Genomic DNA, 15,682 nt, shown 5'->3' with positions numbered 1-15,682 from the left:
AATCTGAACGAAACCGACTAGCCCATATACATTATCAGATAGATCCAGAGCATAAGAACGCAAACTACCGAGGCTGCAAACGACAACATTCTGTGCATCACATGGTTATGAGTGATATGGATATAGGCTTGGGCTCCTCGTGCCGCCACAAATATCCAGGCGACCAATAGCGCTACCTGACTGTCTATTCCTAGCGCAATATAGAGAGTACAAACCACATAAAAAAGCACCGGAACTTCAAACAGGTTGTTAAAACAGCGCGTCGTTTTGGTTACCGTCTCGGGTACATCTTGCCCCTGCATCAGCCTGAAATAGCCGGGAGAAAGTGCGCCATCTTTAACGGCGGCCACTCTTGCCTTTACCGTCAGGAAACCGACCACAAAAGTCAGAATAGTCAGTGTAAACATGGCGTAGATCATAAGCTCATCCTTGAAAGTTACCAAAAATTTGATCCTACCAGCATTTTATATATGATAAAGAACATATATAAAGTTCGAGGCAGCACAGCTCTCCATGCCCTATTCAAAAGCCCATAAAGCACAAACCCGCCAGAGTATTCTGCAAAGTGCCCGCTTACTGTTTTCCAGCAAAGGATATAGTGCTGTAACGGTGGATGAAGTGATGCACAATTGCTCGCTGACACGAGGCGCTTTTTACGCGCACTTCAACAGCAAGTCTGAGCTCTATAAGGCGGCGCTGGAGTATTCTGCCAGTAACAGTGAATTGGCACGTATAAAGCCCGAGGGGCTATCATCTAAAGAGTGGTTAGGGGAGCTGCTCGACACCTACCTGAGCCTCGAACATGTGAATGGCAGCACACCTTGTCCCCTGGCTTTTCTGGCCACGGATATCGTGTCGCGCGACGAAACGGCCAAGCAAGCCTACACCCAGACCTATAAAAATATGAACGCACTGCTTCTGACGTACGCAGGGGGCAAAAAAAACGCTGACAAAGAAGCTATCCTGTCTCTGACTTCGATGATTATTGGCGCCGTGGCGGTGGCAAGAACGCTGCAAGATCAGGGTCTGGTTAAAAACATCCTATACTCTTGCCGCCAACAAGCTCGCCAGATTCTGGAAGGGATTTAGCGCTAGACGAATAAGCCGGCGGCTCACTTTGGCATCACTAACAACCTACCTAGCCGACAAACGGGAACAACCAGGGCACGGCAACTATCGCCACGACCAATGCCAACAACTGCAGAGGCACACCGACTTTAACAAAGTCGATAAAGCGGTAATTTCCCGGTCCGAGCACCAGAGTATTGACCGGCGACGCAATAGGGGTACAAAACGCGGTAGAGGCTGCGATGGCCACCATCATCATAAAGGGAGCGGGGCTCATATTCAGCCCCTCGGCAGTCGCCAGGGCAATAGGCGCTACCAGCACCGTGGTCGCCGTATTGGAAATAAATTGGCTGAAGATCGAAGTCAGCAGAAAAAATACCAGACACGCAATCAACGGTGAACTATCGCCCAGGTGGAGAATTAATTGATCCGCAAGCAATGCCAGCGCACCGGTTTTATCCATTGCGAGTGCCAGCGGTAACATGCCGGCAATCAATACCAGACTCATGGCATTAAACGAGCGATAGGCTTCAGGCAAGGTCACACAGCCGGTAACGACCATGGCAACGGCAGCTACCAAAATTGCACTGAGGCTGGGTAACCAGCCCGCAACCATCGCCACCAGCATGCCAAGCATAATCGCCAACGCCAGCGGCGCTTTGTTAGCGCGAGTCGGGACCTCGTGCAGTTCTGCCGGTGTATCAACAATCAGGAAATCATGATTGCTTTGCAGGGCTTCAATATATCTCCAGCCTCCCAGCAACAATAAACTGTCACCGGCCTGTAAAGGCTCACCATTAAACTGGGCGACCAAAGGTTCATTGTTACGCTTCATGCCAATAACACTGAGTTGATATTGCTCACGAAATCGGCCTGATTTTATGGTTTTACCGATCAGGCGAGATTGGGGATACACCAAGACCTCGGCGACCCCGAACTCATTGCGCGCTCGTTCCCGTTCCACTTCCGGAAAGCCCATTTCTGCACAACGTTGCTCTTCGCAAAACTTCAGCACTTCTGATAACTCGCCATAGATCATTATCAGATCGCCACTTTCCATTTGGGTTTCAGCCAATACCGGCAGCATGCTGGACAACAACTTGCCCTGCCGACGAATACCAAACAGGGTGATTTCGTAGTCCGTACGCACTCCCGCATTGACTACTGTCTTGCCAATCAATGGCGACCCAGGCAGCACTTGCAAGCGAAACAGATGCTGATCAATACCATAGCGTTCGGCAAAATCACTCAGGCGCCTCTGGCCATTTTTATCACGCTCGACCGCTGCCTGAGGCAACAGATGACTGGCAACCAGAATCAGATAGGCCATACCAACCACCAGCACCAAAAAACCGATGGGGGTAAAGTCGAAGAAACCAAAACTCTCCAGGCCGGCATCGGTTAGCAGGCTACTGACCACAATATTAGGCGGTGTGCCGATCAGTGTGAGCATGCCGCCGATCAGGGCAGCAAATGCCAGAGGCATCAATAAGCGAGAAGGGCTCATACCGGTACTGCGAGCAATACTCATTACCACCGGAATAAACAACGCAACCGCACCCGTGGAGCTCATAAAGGCTGACAACAGGGCCACCACCGGAATCAGCAACAACAATAATTTTTGCTCGGTATGACCGCCGACTCGCAAAATCCAGTTGCCGGTAGCCGCCGCCACGCCGGTGCGGAACAAGGCTTCGCCGACCACAAAAAGCGCCGCGATCATCACCACGATGCTGTTGCCAAAACCGGACACAGCTTCAGCCGGAGTAATCACACCAGACAATGCCAATACCAGCACGACCCCCATGGCGACCAGATCCATACGTACCCGGTCCCAAATAAACAGAGCCACCGTGACCAGCAGCAGGCCCAGTACAAATAGAATCTCAGAGTTCACACAGCTTTCCTCGTACAGTGCCCTCCTAAGATCAGGGTATCACTGCTCAACTGTTTTCATGACGGTTGAAAATCATACCGAAGCGACTGATTACTCTGGGCCAGGGTAGTTAACCGCAGAGATAGGTTCCGGTACCTACGGCACAGAGTTCTCCCTTGTCATTAAAAAATTCGGCCCGTGTTACCGCTACCTTGTTCCCGGCTCTCAGCAGGGTCGCTTCCACCTCAAATCGCTCACCTCGTCCGGGTTTCAAATAATCGACACGCAGATCGATGGTGCCGATTTTAGACAAACGCTGTACACGCTCTTCCAGCGGTAAATGTTCCAGTTTACGAAAGGCCCCAACCAGGGACATGGCACCACCCGCCACATCAATCATCGACGAAATCACCCCACCGTGGAGGATACCGGTAATAAAATTACCCACCAGCTCCGGGCGCATGGGCAACGTCATGGTGACCTTTTCCGGGGTGATATCGGTCAGCGTAAAACCGACTACCTTGTTAAAAGGAACCCGGTTCATAAAATCGATCACCGCCTGGCGGATTTCGGGTAGGAACTCTTCTACTTCATTCATAGTTTTTCCTTTAACGGGACAACGCGCATCACGCCATCTCCAGAACTTTATCGACCAACTGATTAATTCCGCTGGCCGCTTCCGTGAGTCGACCCGCCAACATATAGGCCGGTGTCGTCACTAAGCGAAATGTTTCGTCAACGATAATGCCATCGACGCCACAGTCTTGATGCACGGCACCGGTTGCTTCGATCGCGGAGGCGGTATCGGCATCGTCACCAATGGTACAGGTAACCCCCTTGGCAAAGAGTTTTCCTGCCATCGCCGGAGCTATGCAGACCAACCCCACCGGCTTGCTCGACTCGTGGAAGTCTGTCACCACCCGCTGCAATTCGGGCAAGACGTTCAATTCACTGCCTTTAACGGCAAAATCGGACAGGTTTTTGGCCGCACCGAACCCCCCGGGAACAATCAGGGCATCGAACAGGTCGGCGTCCAGATCCCTGAGTGCTTTAATGTCTCCCCGGGCCAGGCGTGCGGCCTCTATCAGCACATTGCGCTGTTCCGGCATCTCTTCACCGGTCAGGTGATTGATCACATGGTACTGGGGAATATCCGGGGCAAAACACTGGTAACTGCTACCGCTGCTATCGAGTCGCAACAAGGTAATAACCGACTCATAGATTTCGGAACCATCGAACACTCCACACCCTGATAGAATAACCGCTACGCGTTTGCCCATGGCAATTCTCCTTCACTGTTATCAATTACTTGCCAGCTGACGCTCGAGAAAATCAGCCATCACCTGCAATGCCTTGTTGGCCGCGACAGGATCGTAATAGTCGGGTCGACTCTCGGCATCAAAAACATGCTCGGCCTGGGCATAGAGTTCATAGTCCAATGCTTTGTTTTCTGCCTGCATCCGCTCAAACAACCGCAAACAAGCCTCCACATCGACCACGGAATCCTGTCCGGCCAACAACCCAAGTACCGGTATATTGGCTTTCCAGCCGGTCGCCGAATGCGCAGGGAATTCGCAATAGGGGTAATAAGCCACCACGGCCTTGACCCCTCGCAAACCACCCGGGGTTGCCTGCAAGGCCCCGATTGGACGCTCATCGTCGTAAGCCAGAGCATCGAGCAAGGTCCAGCCACCATGGGAATAACCCAGCAAGGCCAGATTATCCCCATCCACCTCGGGTTGATCCCGCAGGTAGGACAGCGCTGCATAGACGTCCGCTACTCGCTGATTACCCCAGAAGCGGGTACCGCTGCAAACATCACTGCGCTGATAACCTCGCCCTGTGAAGCTGTCCACCAGCAAGGCTACGTACCCCTGACGGGTTAGCCAGGCAGCCCGCGGCAAAGACAGGTCGGCCTCGGGACCAGCACAGCCATGAAAGACGGCAACCGCAGGAAAGGGCCCTTTCCCCTCTGGCTTGAACAGTTGGAAGTAGGGGGTCAGCTCAGCGGCGATCTGTTCGCCACTTTTGGGCGTAACGAAGATCGCGTTACGGTAGGGCCAGCCATACACGGCAATGGCCACGGCCATCAGTAGCAACATCAATAACAACAGTTTCCACAGAGAAAGTGTTTTCATAATCGCGAATCCATGCACGTACTGTCATTATCAGAGAGTAATTAGGGTAGCTTCAGACTACCGATGACGTATTGAGTGACGCTAACATATCCTGCAAGTTGAGTGAAACGAGCCTGCTTTGGCGGGTCGTCAACACTATAATAATAAACAGCCCTGTCGAGAGCATTATGAATACTGACGCGCCAATGAACTATATCGTGTACGCCATTCCCGTTTTCTTTGGCCTAATTCTGATCGAACTGATCGCCGGCTGGCTGCGCCAACGTGATTACTACCGCATTAATGATGGCATCAACAGTCTCAGCGCCGGCATGTTCAGTATTACCTCGGGGGTTCTGAGCAAGACGCTGACGTTGGCTATCTATCTGCTGGCCTATGAGCAATTCAGCCTGGCACAGTGGAACAGTGACAGCCTATGGCTTTGGCTTGCAGCCTTCGTGGCTTACGATTTTTGCTATTACTGGGCGCATCGACTGGGGCACGAGATCAATATTCTCTGGGCGGCCCATTCGGTGCACCATCAGAGCGAAGAGTACAATCTGACCACCGCGCTGCGACAAACCAGTTCCGGGTTTGTTTTCGGCTGGATTTTCTTCCTGCCGATGGCACTGGCGGGAGTTCCGCCGCTGGTTTTTGCGGTGGTCGCGGCGGCTAATCTGCTGTATCAATTCTGGGTTCATACCCGCCACATTCCCAAGCTGGGCTGGCTGGAATGGATCTTCGTCACCCCCTCCAACCATCGCGTGCACCACGCCCAGAACAGCCGTTACCTGGACCGTAACTACGGCGGCGTCTTTATTATCTGGGATCGGCTGCTCGGCACCTTTGCCGAAGAGAGTGACGAGGAAAAAATTATCTATGGCGTACGCAAACCCCTGGCCAGCTGGAACCCACTGTGGGCCAATCTGCAACATTATGTACAGATGCTGCAGGACGCCCGTCACGCGACTCGCTGGCAGGACCGACTATCCATCTGGGTGCGTCCCACGGGCTGGCGCCCTGCCGATGTCGCTGAGCGTTACCCTCTGAAGCGCACCGATCTGGATAACTTCACACCCTTCGATACACGAATTCCCTCTGCGTTAACGGTCTACCTGATGTTTCAGTTCCTGGTGATGATCGTTTTCACGACCTGGATCATGGCGGTCAGTCACCTGCACCCTCTGTGGTTTACCGGGCTGCTGACGGCGTTGCAGGGCTACAGCCTGTTTTGCATCGGTTATATGCTGGAGGGCCGGGAAGGATTCGTTAAACATGAAAAGTGGCGTATGGCACTGAGTGCCGCCAGCGCAGTGCTGCTAGTCGCCCTGGATCAGCTCAGCTTTTCCACCACCGAGTGGATCTGGCTACTGGGTTACTTTGTGTTGTCATCGGCCTGGCTGACCCGGCTGGAGCGTGGCCTGAGCTTGCAAGCCCTGGCTTCTGCCGCGGAGTAAGCTCTCGATTGGCAGGCGCTTGATGGCCATTTTGACCTAGCAAGCCAAGTAAACACCGGCTCGGGACAACGCAGCCAGAAAGCCAACCCCCTAGGCGGCCTGTTCGCTTTCGATCAGATACTTATACAGTCCCTCATACTGGGCCAGCAATTGGCCACCAAACATGGGGTCGGGTCGGGCATCCAGCTCTTCGCGGATCGCTTCCAGCTCTTCCGGCTGCAGATACTGTTCGATCGCCGGTATCAGGTAGCGGTTTTCACACTTCATGTGTTCGGCTATCAACTCGTGGTAGGCCTGGAAGTCATTCAACAGGCGTTCAACCGGCATCGCCTGATCGTTAGCAATGGCATGGAAGTCATTCTGCAAGCGGGTGCTCAGGGCATGCAGTTGATGATGCTGTAACTCGATCCGCTGCAGCATTTGCAACAACTCAGTATCGCTTATGCGCGATTCCATCTGCGCATAGATGCGGTCTTCCAGTGGATGATGAAAGGCATCGGGGTAATTACGAATGTAGTCCATGGCATCCAGGATCACCGACATATCCGGCGCATCCGGGCCACCCGAAAAGCCGTACATCTCTTTCTGCAGACAGTTAATCACACGGCTCAGGTGTTTATGGTCTTCGTATAAACGTTCGATTAGCTGTTGCATAGGTTCACTCCCGGCAGCCTTCCTGCCACAGGTTTGTTAAAGGATAGTTCTTATTCTGGTCCGACAAATGGGCAGCTGCCAGCCCAGACAGGGCATCTATTGACGACTGTCAACAAACCCGCGCCTAATCAGTCAGTGCGGGTTTGTTGTTATTCCGGTCGTTTTCCAGTCAAGATCAGGGTGCCGGATAACCATAGGGCGCCTGAATACCCAGTGGCAGCCCCAGTCCCCAGTAAGCCAGCAGAAACAGTGGCCAGAAAATCAGGAAGGTGACCGAATAAGGCAACATCATGGACACCAGCGTCCCGATCCCCGTGTTCTTCACGTAGCGCTGGCAATACACCACCACCAGCGGGAAGTAGACCATCAACGGGGTAATGATATTGGAAGCCGAGTCACCGACACGGTACGCCGCCTGAGTCAGCTCCGGAGAAATCCCCACTGCCATCAACATGGGCACCAGAACCGGTCCGATAAGAGCCCATTTAGCCGATGCTGACCCCACTATCAGGTTGACGAAAGCCACCAGAAAGATCAGCCCGACAATGGTCACGCCCCCGGACAACTCAAGAGATTGCAGTAATTCGGCACCGCTCAGGGCTATCACCGCCCCCAGGTTTGAGTCGGCGAAGGCCTTGATAAACAGGGCGCAGAAGAAAGCCATGACCATGTAGGAACCCATGGTGTTCATGGTGTTGCTCATCGCGTCGATGACATCGCTGGCGCGTTTGAAGGTACCTGAGCGCAGGCCATATACAACACCAGGAATCACAAACAGCAGGAAGATCAACGGCACAATCGACTGCATCAGTGGTGCCGAGAAAGCGGTCAATTCGCCCGCTTGTGAGCGTAAAGGCGAGGTTTCCGGCCAAGCCGCGAACACCAGCAAGCCAATGCCTGCAGCCATGGCCAGTACAGCCCAACGGAATGCACTGCTCTCCCGCTGGCTATAGCCACTCAGATCATCCCCTTCACGGGCATCGGCATCAACGGCTACTTTCGATAATCTCGGCTCAACAATTTTATCGGTCACGTACCATCCCAGTAACACGATCAGGACCGATGACACTCCGGTGAAGAAGATATTACTGAGCGGGTTAACCAGATAGTCCGGATCAAGAATTTGCGCCGCAGACTGGGTAAAGCCCTGCAACAGGGGATCGATACCCGAGGGAATAAAATTGGCCGCAAAACCACCGGAGACTCCGGCAAAGGCCGCGGCAATACCCGCCAGAGGGTGCCGACCAGCCGCCTGGAAGATGATCGCTCCCAGCGGTATCACCAGCACATAACCGGCATCGGCTGCGGTGTGGCTCATGATCGCCACCAAAACCAGTGTCGGGGTTAAAAATCGAGGGGAGGTAATACTGAGCAGCTTTTTCAGCCCGGTATTGATAAAGCCCGATTGTTCGGCCACACCGACCCCCAACATCGCCACCAGCACAATGCCTAGGGGGGCAAAACTGGTGAAGGTGGTCACCATAGAGGAGAGAAACTCGGCCAGTCGTTCACCGGTTAACAGGTTAGTGACCGCAACCACTTCCCCAGAGGCAGGATGGATCAAATCGAGAGAAAATTGGGACAGTATCGCCGACAACAACCACACAGCGATCATGGCACATAAAAACAAAATGGCCGGATCGGGCAGTTTATTACCCGCGTATTCGATGGTGTTCAGAAAACGTTCTATGCGAGGTGATCCCTGCGGGGCAGGCGGTTTGGTCGGTTCGGAAGCCAGTACATCGTTGCTCATTGTCGCTCCATGGCGGTATTGCATCCACACCGCCAAGCGACGATGCCTCAATGCTGGCTCTTGAGCATAGCGCGCCGAAAAATCCTCCTGTATTCGTATAAGCCGAGGCCGTGCTACGTAAAACGAAAGCCTCGTCTATGTCTGGAGACAATCCCTCGCCACCAACTCCCGTATCCGCAACCCCGAGTGAAACCTACGTAACCCGGGTCAAGAATTGCCCTAGCGTCTGTAACTCGAGGGCTAGTTGATCCCCCTGCTGCAACACGCCAACCCCGGCCGGTGTTCCGGTCAGCACCACATCACCGGGCATCAGAGTAAAGCTTTCGCTGGCATGGGCCAGCAACTGAGGAATGGCGGTCAACATCTGGTCGCTGTGGCCACGCTGTCGCACCTCACCATTGATCTCCAGGGTGAATTCCAGGGCGCCCAGAGGCCCTAACTGATCGGGCGGCAAGAAAGGACTCAACGGACAGGCACCATCAAAGGATTTAGCCCGTTCCCAGGGGTGACCCTTGGCTTTAAGCTCTGACTGCATCTCGCGCAATGTCAGGTCCAGCGCCAAGCCTATGCCCACTATGGCCTCAACCGCCTCAATAGGCGTCGCCGCACTCAGGGGCTGCCCGACCAGGATCGCTAATTCGGTTTCATAATGCACCGGCCCCCAACGCTGAGGGAGTTGGAGTGGCTGTTCCAAGGGCACAACGCAAGTCGCCGGTTTGATAAAGAGAATGGGCTGCTCAGGGATCGGATTATTCAGTTCCCGCGCGTGCTCGGCGTAATTCCTGCCGATGCAGACCACTTTTCCCAATGGCAGATCGATCCTTGGTCCTTGATACCATTGGTGCTGATAAGACATTTTTTTCTCCCCGTTATCGATGCGACACTCTTTGCTGTCGGTGGTGCGTTTAACCCCCGCAGTATTCGGCGTATGATGATAACAGTGATTAACGTTGAGAGAAGGAATTACAATGCCTAAACAGCGGTTGCACGAACAGGTTACTAACCTGCGCAAAGTGATTGACGATGTCGAGGCGGTGGATGAATGCACTACCGCTGAATTGCGCTTAATCGCCGATGAGATCAATCAGGCGCTGAACGAGCCGGAGCTCGAGACGCCGTCCGAAACCCTGTTAAACAAACTGGAGGAAGAAGCAATACGGTTTGGCGAGAGTCATCCCGCGATCGCAACCGCCACCCGTCAGGTTATGGAAGTGTTGAAAAACATTGGCGTCTAGCGGTCGCCGCCCTGAATCTAGGGCTTCTATCAAGATGGCCTGCCATGCCCCGTTCGGCAATACAGGCCATCGTCTACCCGGCAAACCTGTTTCAAACTGAAGAAGCTGAGCGTTATCTGGGCAAAGTTTTCAGCAGAGCATCCGCCAACCCTTCGGCGCTGGCCACAGCCCCGGCCAAGCCTCCCGGCTCAAACCAGTCACCGCATAACCCCATATGGATATCGCTATCCAGGTAATAACTGTTTTCGTTCAACTGATCGAAAGACTGGCAATACAACCAATGATGATTGTGGACCTGAGCTGCCGGTAAGGGACGATCCAGTAGCTGTTCCAGCGCTCGTAAGCTGCGCTCGGACACCTCGTCGGAACTCACATCCTTGTATTCAACACTTTCCCGGGCACACCAGTAAACGCTCCAGGTATCTTTCCCGGCGCTGCGTGAGGGTTTGTTGTTGTGATGTATCAGCATATAGAGTGGATTTTGTCCGGGAAAACCATTGAACCGGTCACTCGCATGAGCCACATCGAACCCCGGATTCAGGGGCTCTTCAAATTCCAGCACGCTCATCCAGCAGGGGATGTAGTGAACATTTCGAGCCATGGCCTGCAGCCCCGGGAACTCTTTCAACAGCAGTGCCACTTTGGGGGCGGGCAACGCCATGATCAGGAAATCATAGGGGCCGTGGGTTTCCTCCTGATCACAACGCAGATACCAACCATCTTCCGCCACCGCACTGATCACTCGAGTATCACACACCAGGTCAATATCCTGGATCAAGGCTTCGGTCACCTGAGCCTGGTAATTGGTGCCCAGATAGAGTGTTTTTTGTTGCTTTGTGAAAGGTTCACCATTGTTGTGAAAGTCGTAAATATCCACAGGCCAGGGGGTTATCACACCCGCATCCAGCCACTGCTGTTTGAGTGTCGTCAACAGCTCCGAGCCACCCGGCAGATGGGGTACCCCGATATCGACAGGCTGGCTGTCCAGCAACAGGTTTTTCAAGCGTCCGCCACTGCTGCGATCTTTTTCAAACAGGGTGACTTTTAATCCGGCATCGGCCAAACGCCTGGCAACCAGAGAGCCACTGAGTCCGGCCCCGACCACTGCTACGTTATATTTGATCCGCATTCTGCTCTCCCTTCAGCGCTTTCAGGAGGGATCCCGGTCCAGTTCTCGAAGCACTTCGATCCCTTTTTTCCTCTGCGCTCTGACTAACTCTATCTCTTCTTCAAATTGCTGCCTGGCAGCTTCATCAAAGGTTTCATCGCACATCAGCTGAAGTTTTTTCTGCCGCTTCTTCAGCTTGGTTAACACATTCTGGATATCTTCTCGCATTTGCAACTGCATACGAAAATCGGCATCAAGAAAAGCCTTCAATCGACGCAGCAGTTTGCGATACTTTACCTTGTCCGTCATACCCCCTCCCTGTCAACAGTCTCGGCCTTTAGCAAACGCTGAATATCTTCCGGCTCGAGCGCCAACGTCTGGCCGACACCGGGCATTCCGCTCGAGGTGGCGCTGAATAGTACCTCGGCCATGGCAATCAGATTATGCGCGATCCTGAGCGCATAACTGTAGTCGTTGATCAATGAAGCTGCATCCGATTCAGAAATCTCCTCGCGACGAATCAATTGGTCCAACACGCCGTTGCTAAGAATATCCACCTTTTGTGTATCCAGTTTCAAGCGTGCCAGACGCAATAAAATCTGCTCGTCAGACTGTTCACTGCGCAAACGGCTAAGTTCTCGTAACAGTTGCCCTAGCTGTATGCGAATCAGGTTGTACTGCTGCTGCATCACCGGAGTGCCCGTCGACAACTGCAAGCGCAGGTTCTTTTGCAAATGTTTGATATCTTTAACCGCTTCGACGATGTCACGACTGGCCAGTTTCAGTGCAAACAGCAGTTGCGTCTGGGACTCGTTCATACCCGATTGAGCGCGGGCCGCAAAGGCGATTACTTCGGAATAGATTGACCGCACATGCTGCTGATACAGATCATCGACGTCCGTGTGCATCTTAGGCAGCCCTCCGGGGGTGACAAACTCCTCCAGCGGCTTGTCGGAGAGCAACTCAGTGCGGTGCAAAAACAACCCGTGAGACATAACGCCGAAGGCATTATCAAACAGATGCCTGACTTCGCGAATGATCGCTTCCAGCGCCGTATCGGGATAGCTCAATACCGCCGGTTTCAGATAACGTGCCCGATCGGCATAGGCACGTCTATCAGTTTCTCCCGGAGGCAGGTCGTCGACTTTACGGCGCTCCCTGGGCCGCATGGTACGTTTCAGCCAGCGCACCAGATAGCGAATCCAGGGCAACATAACCACCACGCCGATCAGGTTGAAAAGACTGTGGAAGATTGCCAGTTTGAGCACATAGTTGTCATGGGCAATACCGATCCACTGGGCGGTACTATCCACAACGACAGCCAGTCCGGGCAAAAATGTAATAGCCAACAGGGCGGTGATAAAATTGAATACCAGATGCGCAGCGGCCAGCTGCTTACCTGCGATATTGGCACTGACCGCCCCTAGCAAGGCGGTAATGGTGGTTCCTATGTTGGCGCCTATGGCCAGCGCCAGAGCATTCTCATAGCTGATTTGTCCAGCCGCCAGGGCGGTAATAATCAGAATCAACGTCGCATGACTCGACTGCATGATGACGGTGGCGACGGCACCCAACAGAGTAAAAACCAGAACCCCGGCCAAACCAGGCACAGCATAAGACACCAGGTCGATACTACCCCGGAAAGCCTCGAAGCCTTCTTTCATATGGTGGATCCCCAAAAACAGGAAGCCCAGGCCAGAAAGAATGTAACCTATGCCTTTGAGCATTCGGCTGCCCTGGAACAGCAGCACCACGCCAAACACCAGCATCGGCATCGCGTAAGCCGAGATATTTACCTTCATACCGAGCCCGGCCACCAGCCAGGCGCCGGTGGTCGTGCCGATATTGGCACCAAAAATAATGCCAACCCCCTGGGCCAGTTCTATCAGGCCGGCACTGAGAAATGAGATGGTGATCAGCGATACCAGCGAGCTGGACTGCATCAATGTGGTCGCCAGAAAGCCAAAGCCCAGACTTTTCCACAAGCGATCCGTTGCAGCTTTGAGCATCTTCTCCAGCATGCCGCCGGTAAACGCCTTGAAGCCTTCTTCGAGGGATAGCATGCCAAACAGGAATATCGCGACGCCGGCGCTGATCTCCTTGAACTGGGGGCTGGCCCAGAATCCGTATCCGAGCACGATAAAAATGGTTGGTAGGAATATTTTTTTCATTCTATCTACAAAGGTAGATGGTTATTGGTGACTTATCTTATCGCATTGGTTGCTGTGCTAGGCGAGATCCATTGACTATGCCAGAATGCTAGCTTGGCTGATGCAGGGGAAGATCAATGTTTCATATCAATGCGGTTCGGGTGTTTACCCGGGACTTCGATAACGCTTTGGCGTTTTATGAAGAGACTCTGGGATTGGAGGTCAGTAGCTGCGATGAGGAAGCCGGCTTCGCCCTGTTTGATACCGGCCCGGCCAAGCTGATTCTGGAGCAGATAGACGAAGAATCCGAATTGGTTGGTCGCTTCAGCGGCGTTTCCCTGTCCGTCGAAGATATTCATGCCGAATACGACGAGTTGGATCACCTGGGTGTTGAATTCACCGGGCCACCGGAACAACAGAGCTGGGGTGGCTGGCTGCTACACATGCTCGATTACGATAACAACATCATCACCCTGGTGGGCGAAGCCTGATGCCCGCTGTTACGGTTCCCGCGCAAGCAAGCGAACCCCTGTGCCCAGACGAGCTGTTCAACCTGCTCAAGCTACGCCAGACCGGTATCGAATACCGCACCCATGAACCGGTTTTTACCTGCGAAGAAGCGACCGACATTCTTGGCGATTTGCCTGGCGTAAAAGCTAAAAACCTGTTCTTGAAAGACCGCAAAGGCAGCCGTTATATTTTGTTGTGCACCGAGGAAAACCGTCGCGCGGACTTGAAACGGCTGGCCAGCAAACTCGATAGCTCCCGACTTAGCATGGCAAGCAACGATGACCTGGCCCAGCTATTGGGTACCGAACCAGGAGCTTTGTCATTGTTATCCTTACTCAACGATCCTCAGCACAAAGTCGAGGCGGTGATCGATGCCGACCTCCAGCAAGCGGACCTGATGCATTGCCACCCACTGAGCAATCGCTGCACCATGGCGGTCGATATGGAGTTGTTGTTACGGCTGGTAGGAGACAGCGGCCACAGCGTCCGCTGGCTGTCACTGGAATCCTGAGAGTCTGGAGGGCGCCCCCTTACCGGGTATCACCACAGATGAGTGATGCCCGATAAGGAATTTTCAATCAAACAGGACTGACCCTCAGACCAGCGGGCGGATTCCCATCGCCTGACGCACCTTGGCCATAAAGGGCGCGGTTTCTTGCCGTGCTTTTTGCGCCCCCTTGATCAGCTCGGCTTCGACAAAGCCGGGGTCCCGCATCAATTCTTCATAACGAGCCCTGGGACCTTTCAACTCTTCGTTGACCAGTTCAAACAGCTGCTTTTTCGCTTCACCCCAGGCAATACCGTTTTCGAACGCCTTGCGCATAGAAGCGGTCTGCGATTCGTCAGCAAAGGCTTGCCAGATCTGGAATACCGTGGAGTCGTCAGCATCCTTTGGTTCTCCGGGCTCCAGCAGGTTGGTCTTGATTTTGTTGATCGATTTACGCAGCTTCTTTTCCGTCTCAAACAAAGGAATCGTGTTGTCGTAGCTCTTACTCATCTTGCGCCCATCGAGACCCTGCAACACCGCCACGTTTTCACCCACAACCGCTTCCGGCAGGGTAAAGCCTACTTTGTAGTGATGGTTCATACGATCCGCAATATCCCGGGCCATCTCCAGATGTTGAACCTGATCGCGCCCTACTGGCACCTTGTTCGCATTGAACATCAAGATATCAGCGGCCATCAGAACCGGGTAGCTGAATAGCCCCATAGTGACCGCCTGATCGGCATCGTTGCCTTCCGCCACGTTGGCATCCACCGCCGCCTTGTAGGCATGGGCACGATTCATCAAGCCCTTGGCGGTCATGCAGTTAAGCACCCAGCAAAGCTCCATGATTTCCGGAATGTCGGACTGGCGGTAGAAGGTTACGCGATCGGTATCCAGGCCGCAGGCCAACCAGGTTGCAGCCACTTCCAGAGAGGACTGGTGCACCCGTTCAGGATCCCGGGTTTTGATGATCGCATGGTAGTCGGCCATAAAGTAATAAGCGCTGATGCCCGGATTCAGGCTGTCCTGCACGGCCGGCTTAATGGCTCCCACGTAGTTGCCCAGGTGAGGAGTGCCGGAAGTGGTAATACCGGTGAGGGTTTTGGTTGTGCTCATAATGCCCTTTATAGACCGTCAGGCGGCCAAATGTGATCGAATGGATGGCGCACGATTATAGAAGAGTCCGCTGGATAGGTTAAGGCCGTAAATACCGATAGCCTGGCCAAGGTAGGTATTTGTCCCTACAGGCCGCGTACTTTTACGAATT

Annotated in this window: 17 protein-coding genes; 5 read left to right on the top strand and 12 right to left on the bottom strand. The window is 53.5% G+C overall.

Annotated elements, in window-relative coordinates:
• Positions 1 to 17: 17 nt before the first annotated feature.
• A complete protein-coding gene (locus tag MIB40_RS01715; protein WP_249690052.1) occupies positions 18 to 419 on the bottom strand; it encodes an MAPEG family protein in 402 nt (133 codons plus the stop codon).
• 94 nt (positions 420 to 513) lie between these two features.
• On the opposite strand from MIB40_RS01715, the gene MIB40_RS01710 reads away from it, so the two are divergent.
• Positions 514 to 1,089, top strand: coding sequence for a TetR/AcrR family transcriptional regulator (locus MIB40_RS01710; protein WP_249690050.1), 576 nt, complete (start codon positions 514 to 516; stop codon positions 1,087 to 1,089).
• Between the two features lie 49 nt (positions 1,090 to 1,138).
• On the opposite strand, the gene MIB40_RS01705 is transcribed toward MIB40_RS01710, so the two are convergent.
• The 4 genes from MIB40_RS01705 to MIB40_RS01690 form a co-directional block, all read right to left on the bottom strand.
• A complete protein-coding gene (locus tag MIB40_RS01705) occupies positions 1,139 to 2,965 on the bottom strand; it encodes an SLC13 family permease (protein ID WP_249690048.1) in 1,827 nt (608 codons plus the stop codon).
• A 109-nt stretch (positions 2,966 to 3,074) separates the two neighbouring features.
• Positions 3,075 to 3,542, bottom strand: a complete 468-nt coding sequence (locus MIB40_RS01700; RefSeq protein WP_249690046.1) for a thioesterase family protein — start codon at positions 3,540 to 3,542, stop codon at positions 3,075 to 3,077.
• Between the two features lie 28 nt (positions 3,543 to 3,570).
• A complete protein-coding gene (gene elbB / locus MIB40_RS01695; protein WP_249690044.1) occupies positions 3,571 to 4,224 on the bottom strand; it encodes an isoprenoid biosynthesis glyoxalase ElbB in 654 nt (217 codons plus the stop codon).
• A 21-nt stretch (positions 4,225 to 4,245) separates the two neighbouring features.
• Positions 4,246 to 5,082: a dienelactone hydrolase family protein gene (locus tag MIB40_RS01690; RefSeq protein ID WP_249690042.1), complete on the bottom strand. Its 837-nt coding sequence runs from the start codon at positions 5,080 to 5,082 to the stop codon at positions 4,246 to 4,248.
• A gap of 167 nt (positions 5,083 to 5,249) precedes the next feature.
• Between MIB40_RS01690 and MIB40_RS01685 the strand changes: the two genes are divergently transcribed.
• On the top strand, positions 5,250 to 6,518 hold the full coding sequence (locus MIB40_RS01685; RefSeq protein WP_249690040.1) for a sterol desaturase family protein: 1,269 nt from the start codon (positions 5,250 to 5,252) through the stop codon (positions 6,516 to 6,518).
• A gap of 90 nt (positions 6,519 to 6,608) precedes the next feature.
• Here the strand turns inward: MIB40_RS01685 and MIB40_RS01680 are convergent, their stop codons facing one another.
• The 3 genes from MIB40_RS01680 to MIB40_RS01670 form a co-directional block, all read right to left on the bottom strand.
• On the bottom strand, positions 6,609 to 7,172 hold the full coding sequence (locus MIB40_RS01680; RefSeq protein ID WP_249690038.1) for a hemerythrin domain-containing protein: 564 nt from the start codon (positions 7,170 to 7,172) through the stop codon (positions 6,609 to 6,611).
• Positions 7,173 to 7,347: 175 nt separating this feature from the next.
• On the bottom strand, positions 7,348 to 8,925 hold the full coding sequence (locus MIB40_RS01675; protein WP_249690036.1) for an AbgT family transporter: 1,578 nt from the start codon (positions 8,923 to 8,925) through the stop codon (positions 7,348 to 7,350).
• A gap of 193 nt (positions 8,926 to 9,118) precedes the next feature.
• Positions 9,119 to 9,781, bottom strand: a complete 663-nt coding sequence (locus MIB40_RS01670; RefSeq protein ID WP_249690034.1) for a fumarylacetoacetate hydrolase family protein — start codon at positions 9,779 to 9,781, stop codon at positions 9,119 to 9,121.
• 112 nt (positions 9,782 to 9,893) lie between these two features.
• Between MIB40_RS01670 and MIB40_RS01665 the strand changes: the two genes are divergently transcribed.
• Positions 9,894 to 10,160: a DUF4404 family protein gene (locus MIB40_RS01665; protein WP_249690032.1), complete on the top strand. Its 267-nt coding sequence runs from the start codon at positions 9,894 to 9,896 to the stop codon at positions 10,158 to 10,160.
• Positions 10,161 to 10,272: 112 nt separating this feature from the next.
• Here MIB40_RS01665 and MIB40_RS01660 read toward each other — a convergent pair whose 3' ends face one another.
• The 3 genes from MIB40_RS01660 to MIB40_RS01650 are packed head-to-tail and all read right to left on the bottom strand — an operon-like array spanning position 10,273 to position 13,439.
• Positions 10,273 to 11,289 (bottom strand): NAD(P)/FAD-dependent oxidoreductase, encoded by a 1,017-nt coding sequence (locus MIB40_RS01660; protein ID WP_249690031.1) that lies wholly within the window; start codon positions 11,287 to 11,289, stop codon positions 10,273 to 10,275.
• Between the two features lie 21 nt (positions 11,290 to 11,310).
• A complete protein-coding gene (locus MIB40_RS01655; protein ID WP_249690029.1) occupies positions 11,311 to 11,577 on the bottom strand; it encodes a hypothetical protein in 267 nt (88 codons plus the stop codon).
• Complete coding sequence (locus MIB40_RS01650) at positions 11,574 to 13,439, bottom strand: Na/Pi cotransporter family protein (RefSeq protein ID WP_249690027.1); 1,866 nt, start codon at positions 13,437 to 13,439, stop codon at positions 11,574 to 11,576. Before MIB40_RS01650 ends, MIB40_RS01655 begins: the two co-directional genes overlap by 4 nt.
• 116 nt (positions 13,440 to 13,555) lie before the next feature.
• On the opposite strand from MIB40_RS01650, the gene MIB40_RS01645 reads away from it, so the two are divergent.
• Both MIB40_RS01645 and MIB40_RS01640 read left to right on the top strand, forming a co-directional pair.
• A complete protein-coding gene (locus MIB40_RS01645; protein ID WP_249690025.1) occupies positions 13,556 to 13,909 on the top strand; it encodes a VOC family protein in 354 nt (117 codons plus the stop codon).
• Positions 13,909 to 14,439 carry a prolyl-tRNA synthetase associated domain-containing protein gene (locus MIB40_RS01640; protein ID WP_249690024.1) on the top strand — a complete coding sequence of 177 codons (531 nt, stop codon included), beginning with the start codon at positions 13,909 to 13,911 and terminating at the stop codon, positions 14,437 to 14,439. Before MIB40_RS01645 ends, MIB40_RS01640 begins: the two co-directional genes overlap by 1 nt.
• Before the next feature lie 84 nt (positions 14,440 to 14,523).
• Here the strand turns inward: MIB40_RS01640 and trpS are convergent, their stop codons facing one another.
• Entirely contained in the window at positions 14,524 to 15,531 is a 1,008-nt protein-coding gene (trpS, locus tag MIB40_RS01635) for a tryptophan--tRNA ligase (protein WP_249690022.1), read from the bottom strand.
• Positions 15,532 to 15,682: the final 151 nt, after the last annotated feature.

Source organism: Aestuariirhabdus haliotis, from assembly GCF_023509475.1.
Lineage (GTDB): Bacteria > Pseudomonadota > Gammaproteobacteria > Pseudomonadales > Aestuariirhabdaceae > Aestuariirhabdus > Aestuariirhabdus haliotis.
The sequence above is the reverse complement of the archived record's forward strand: the minus strand, read 5'-3'. Positions and strand labels throughout refer to the sequence as shown.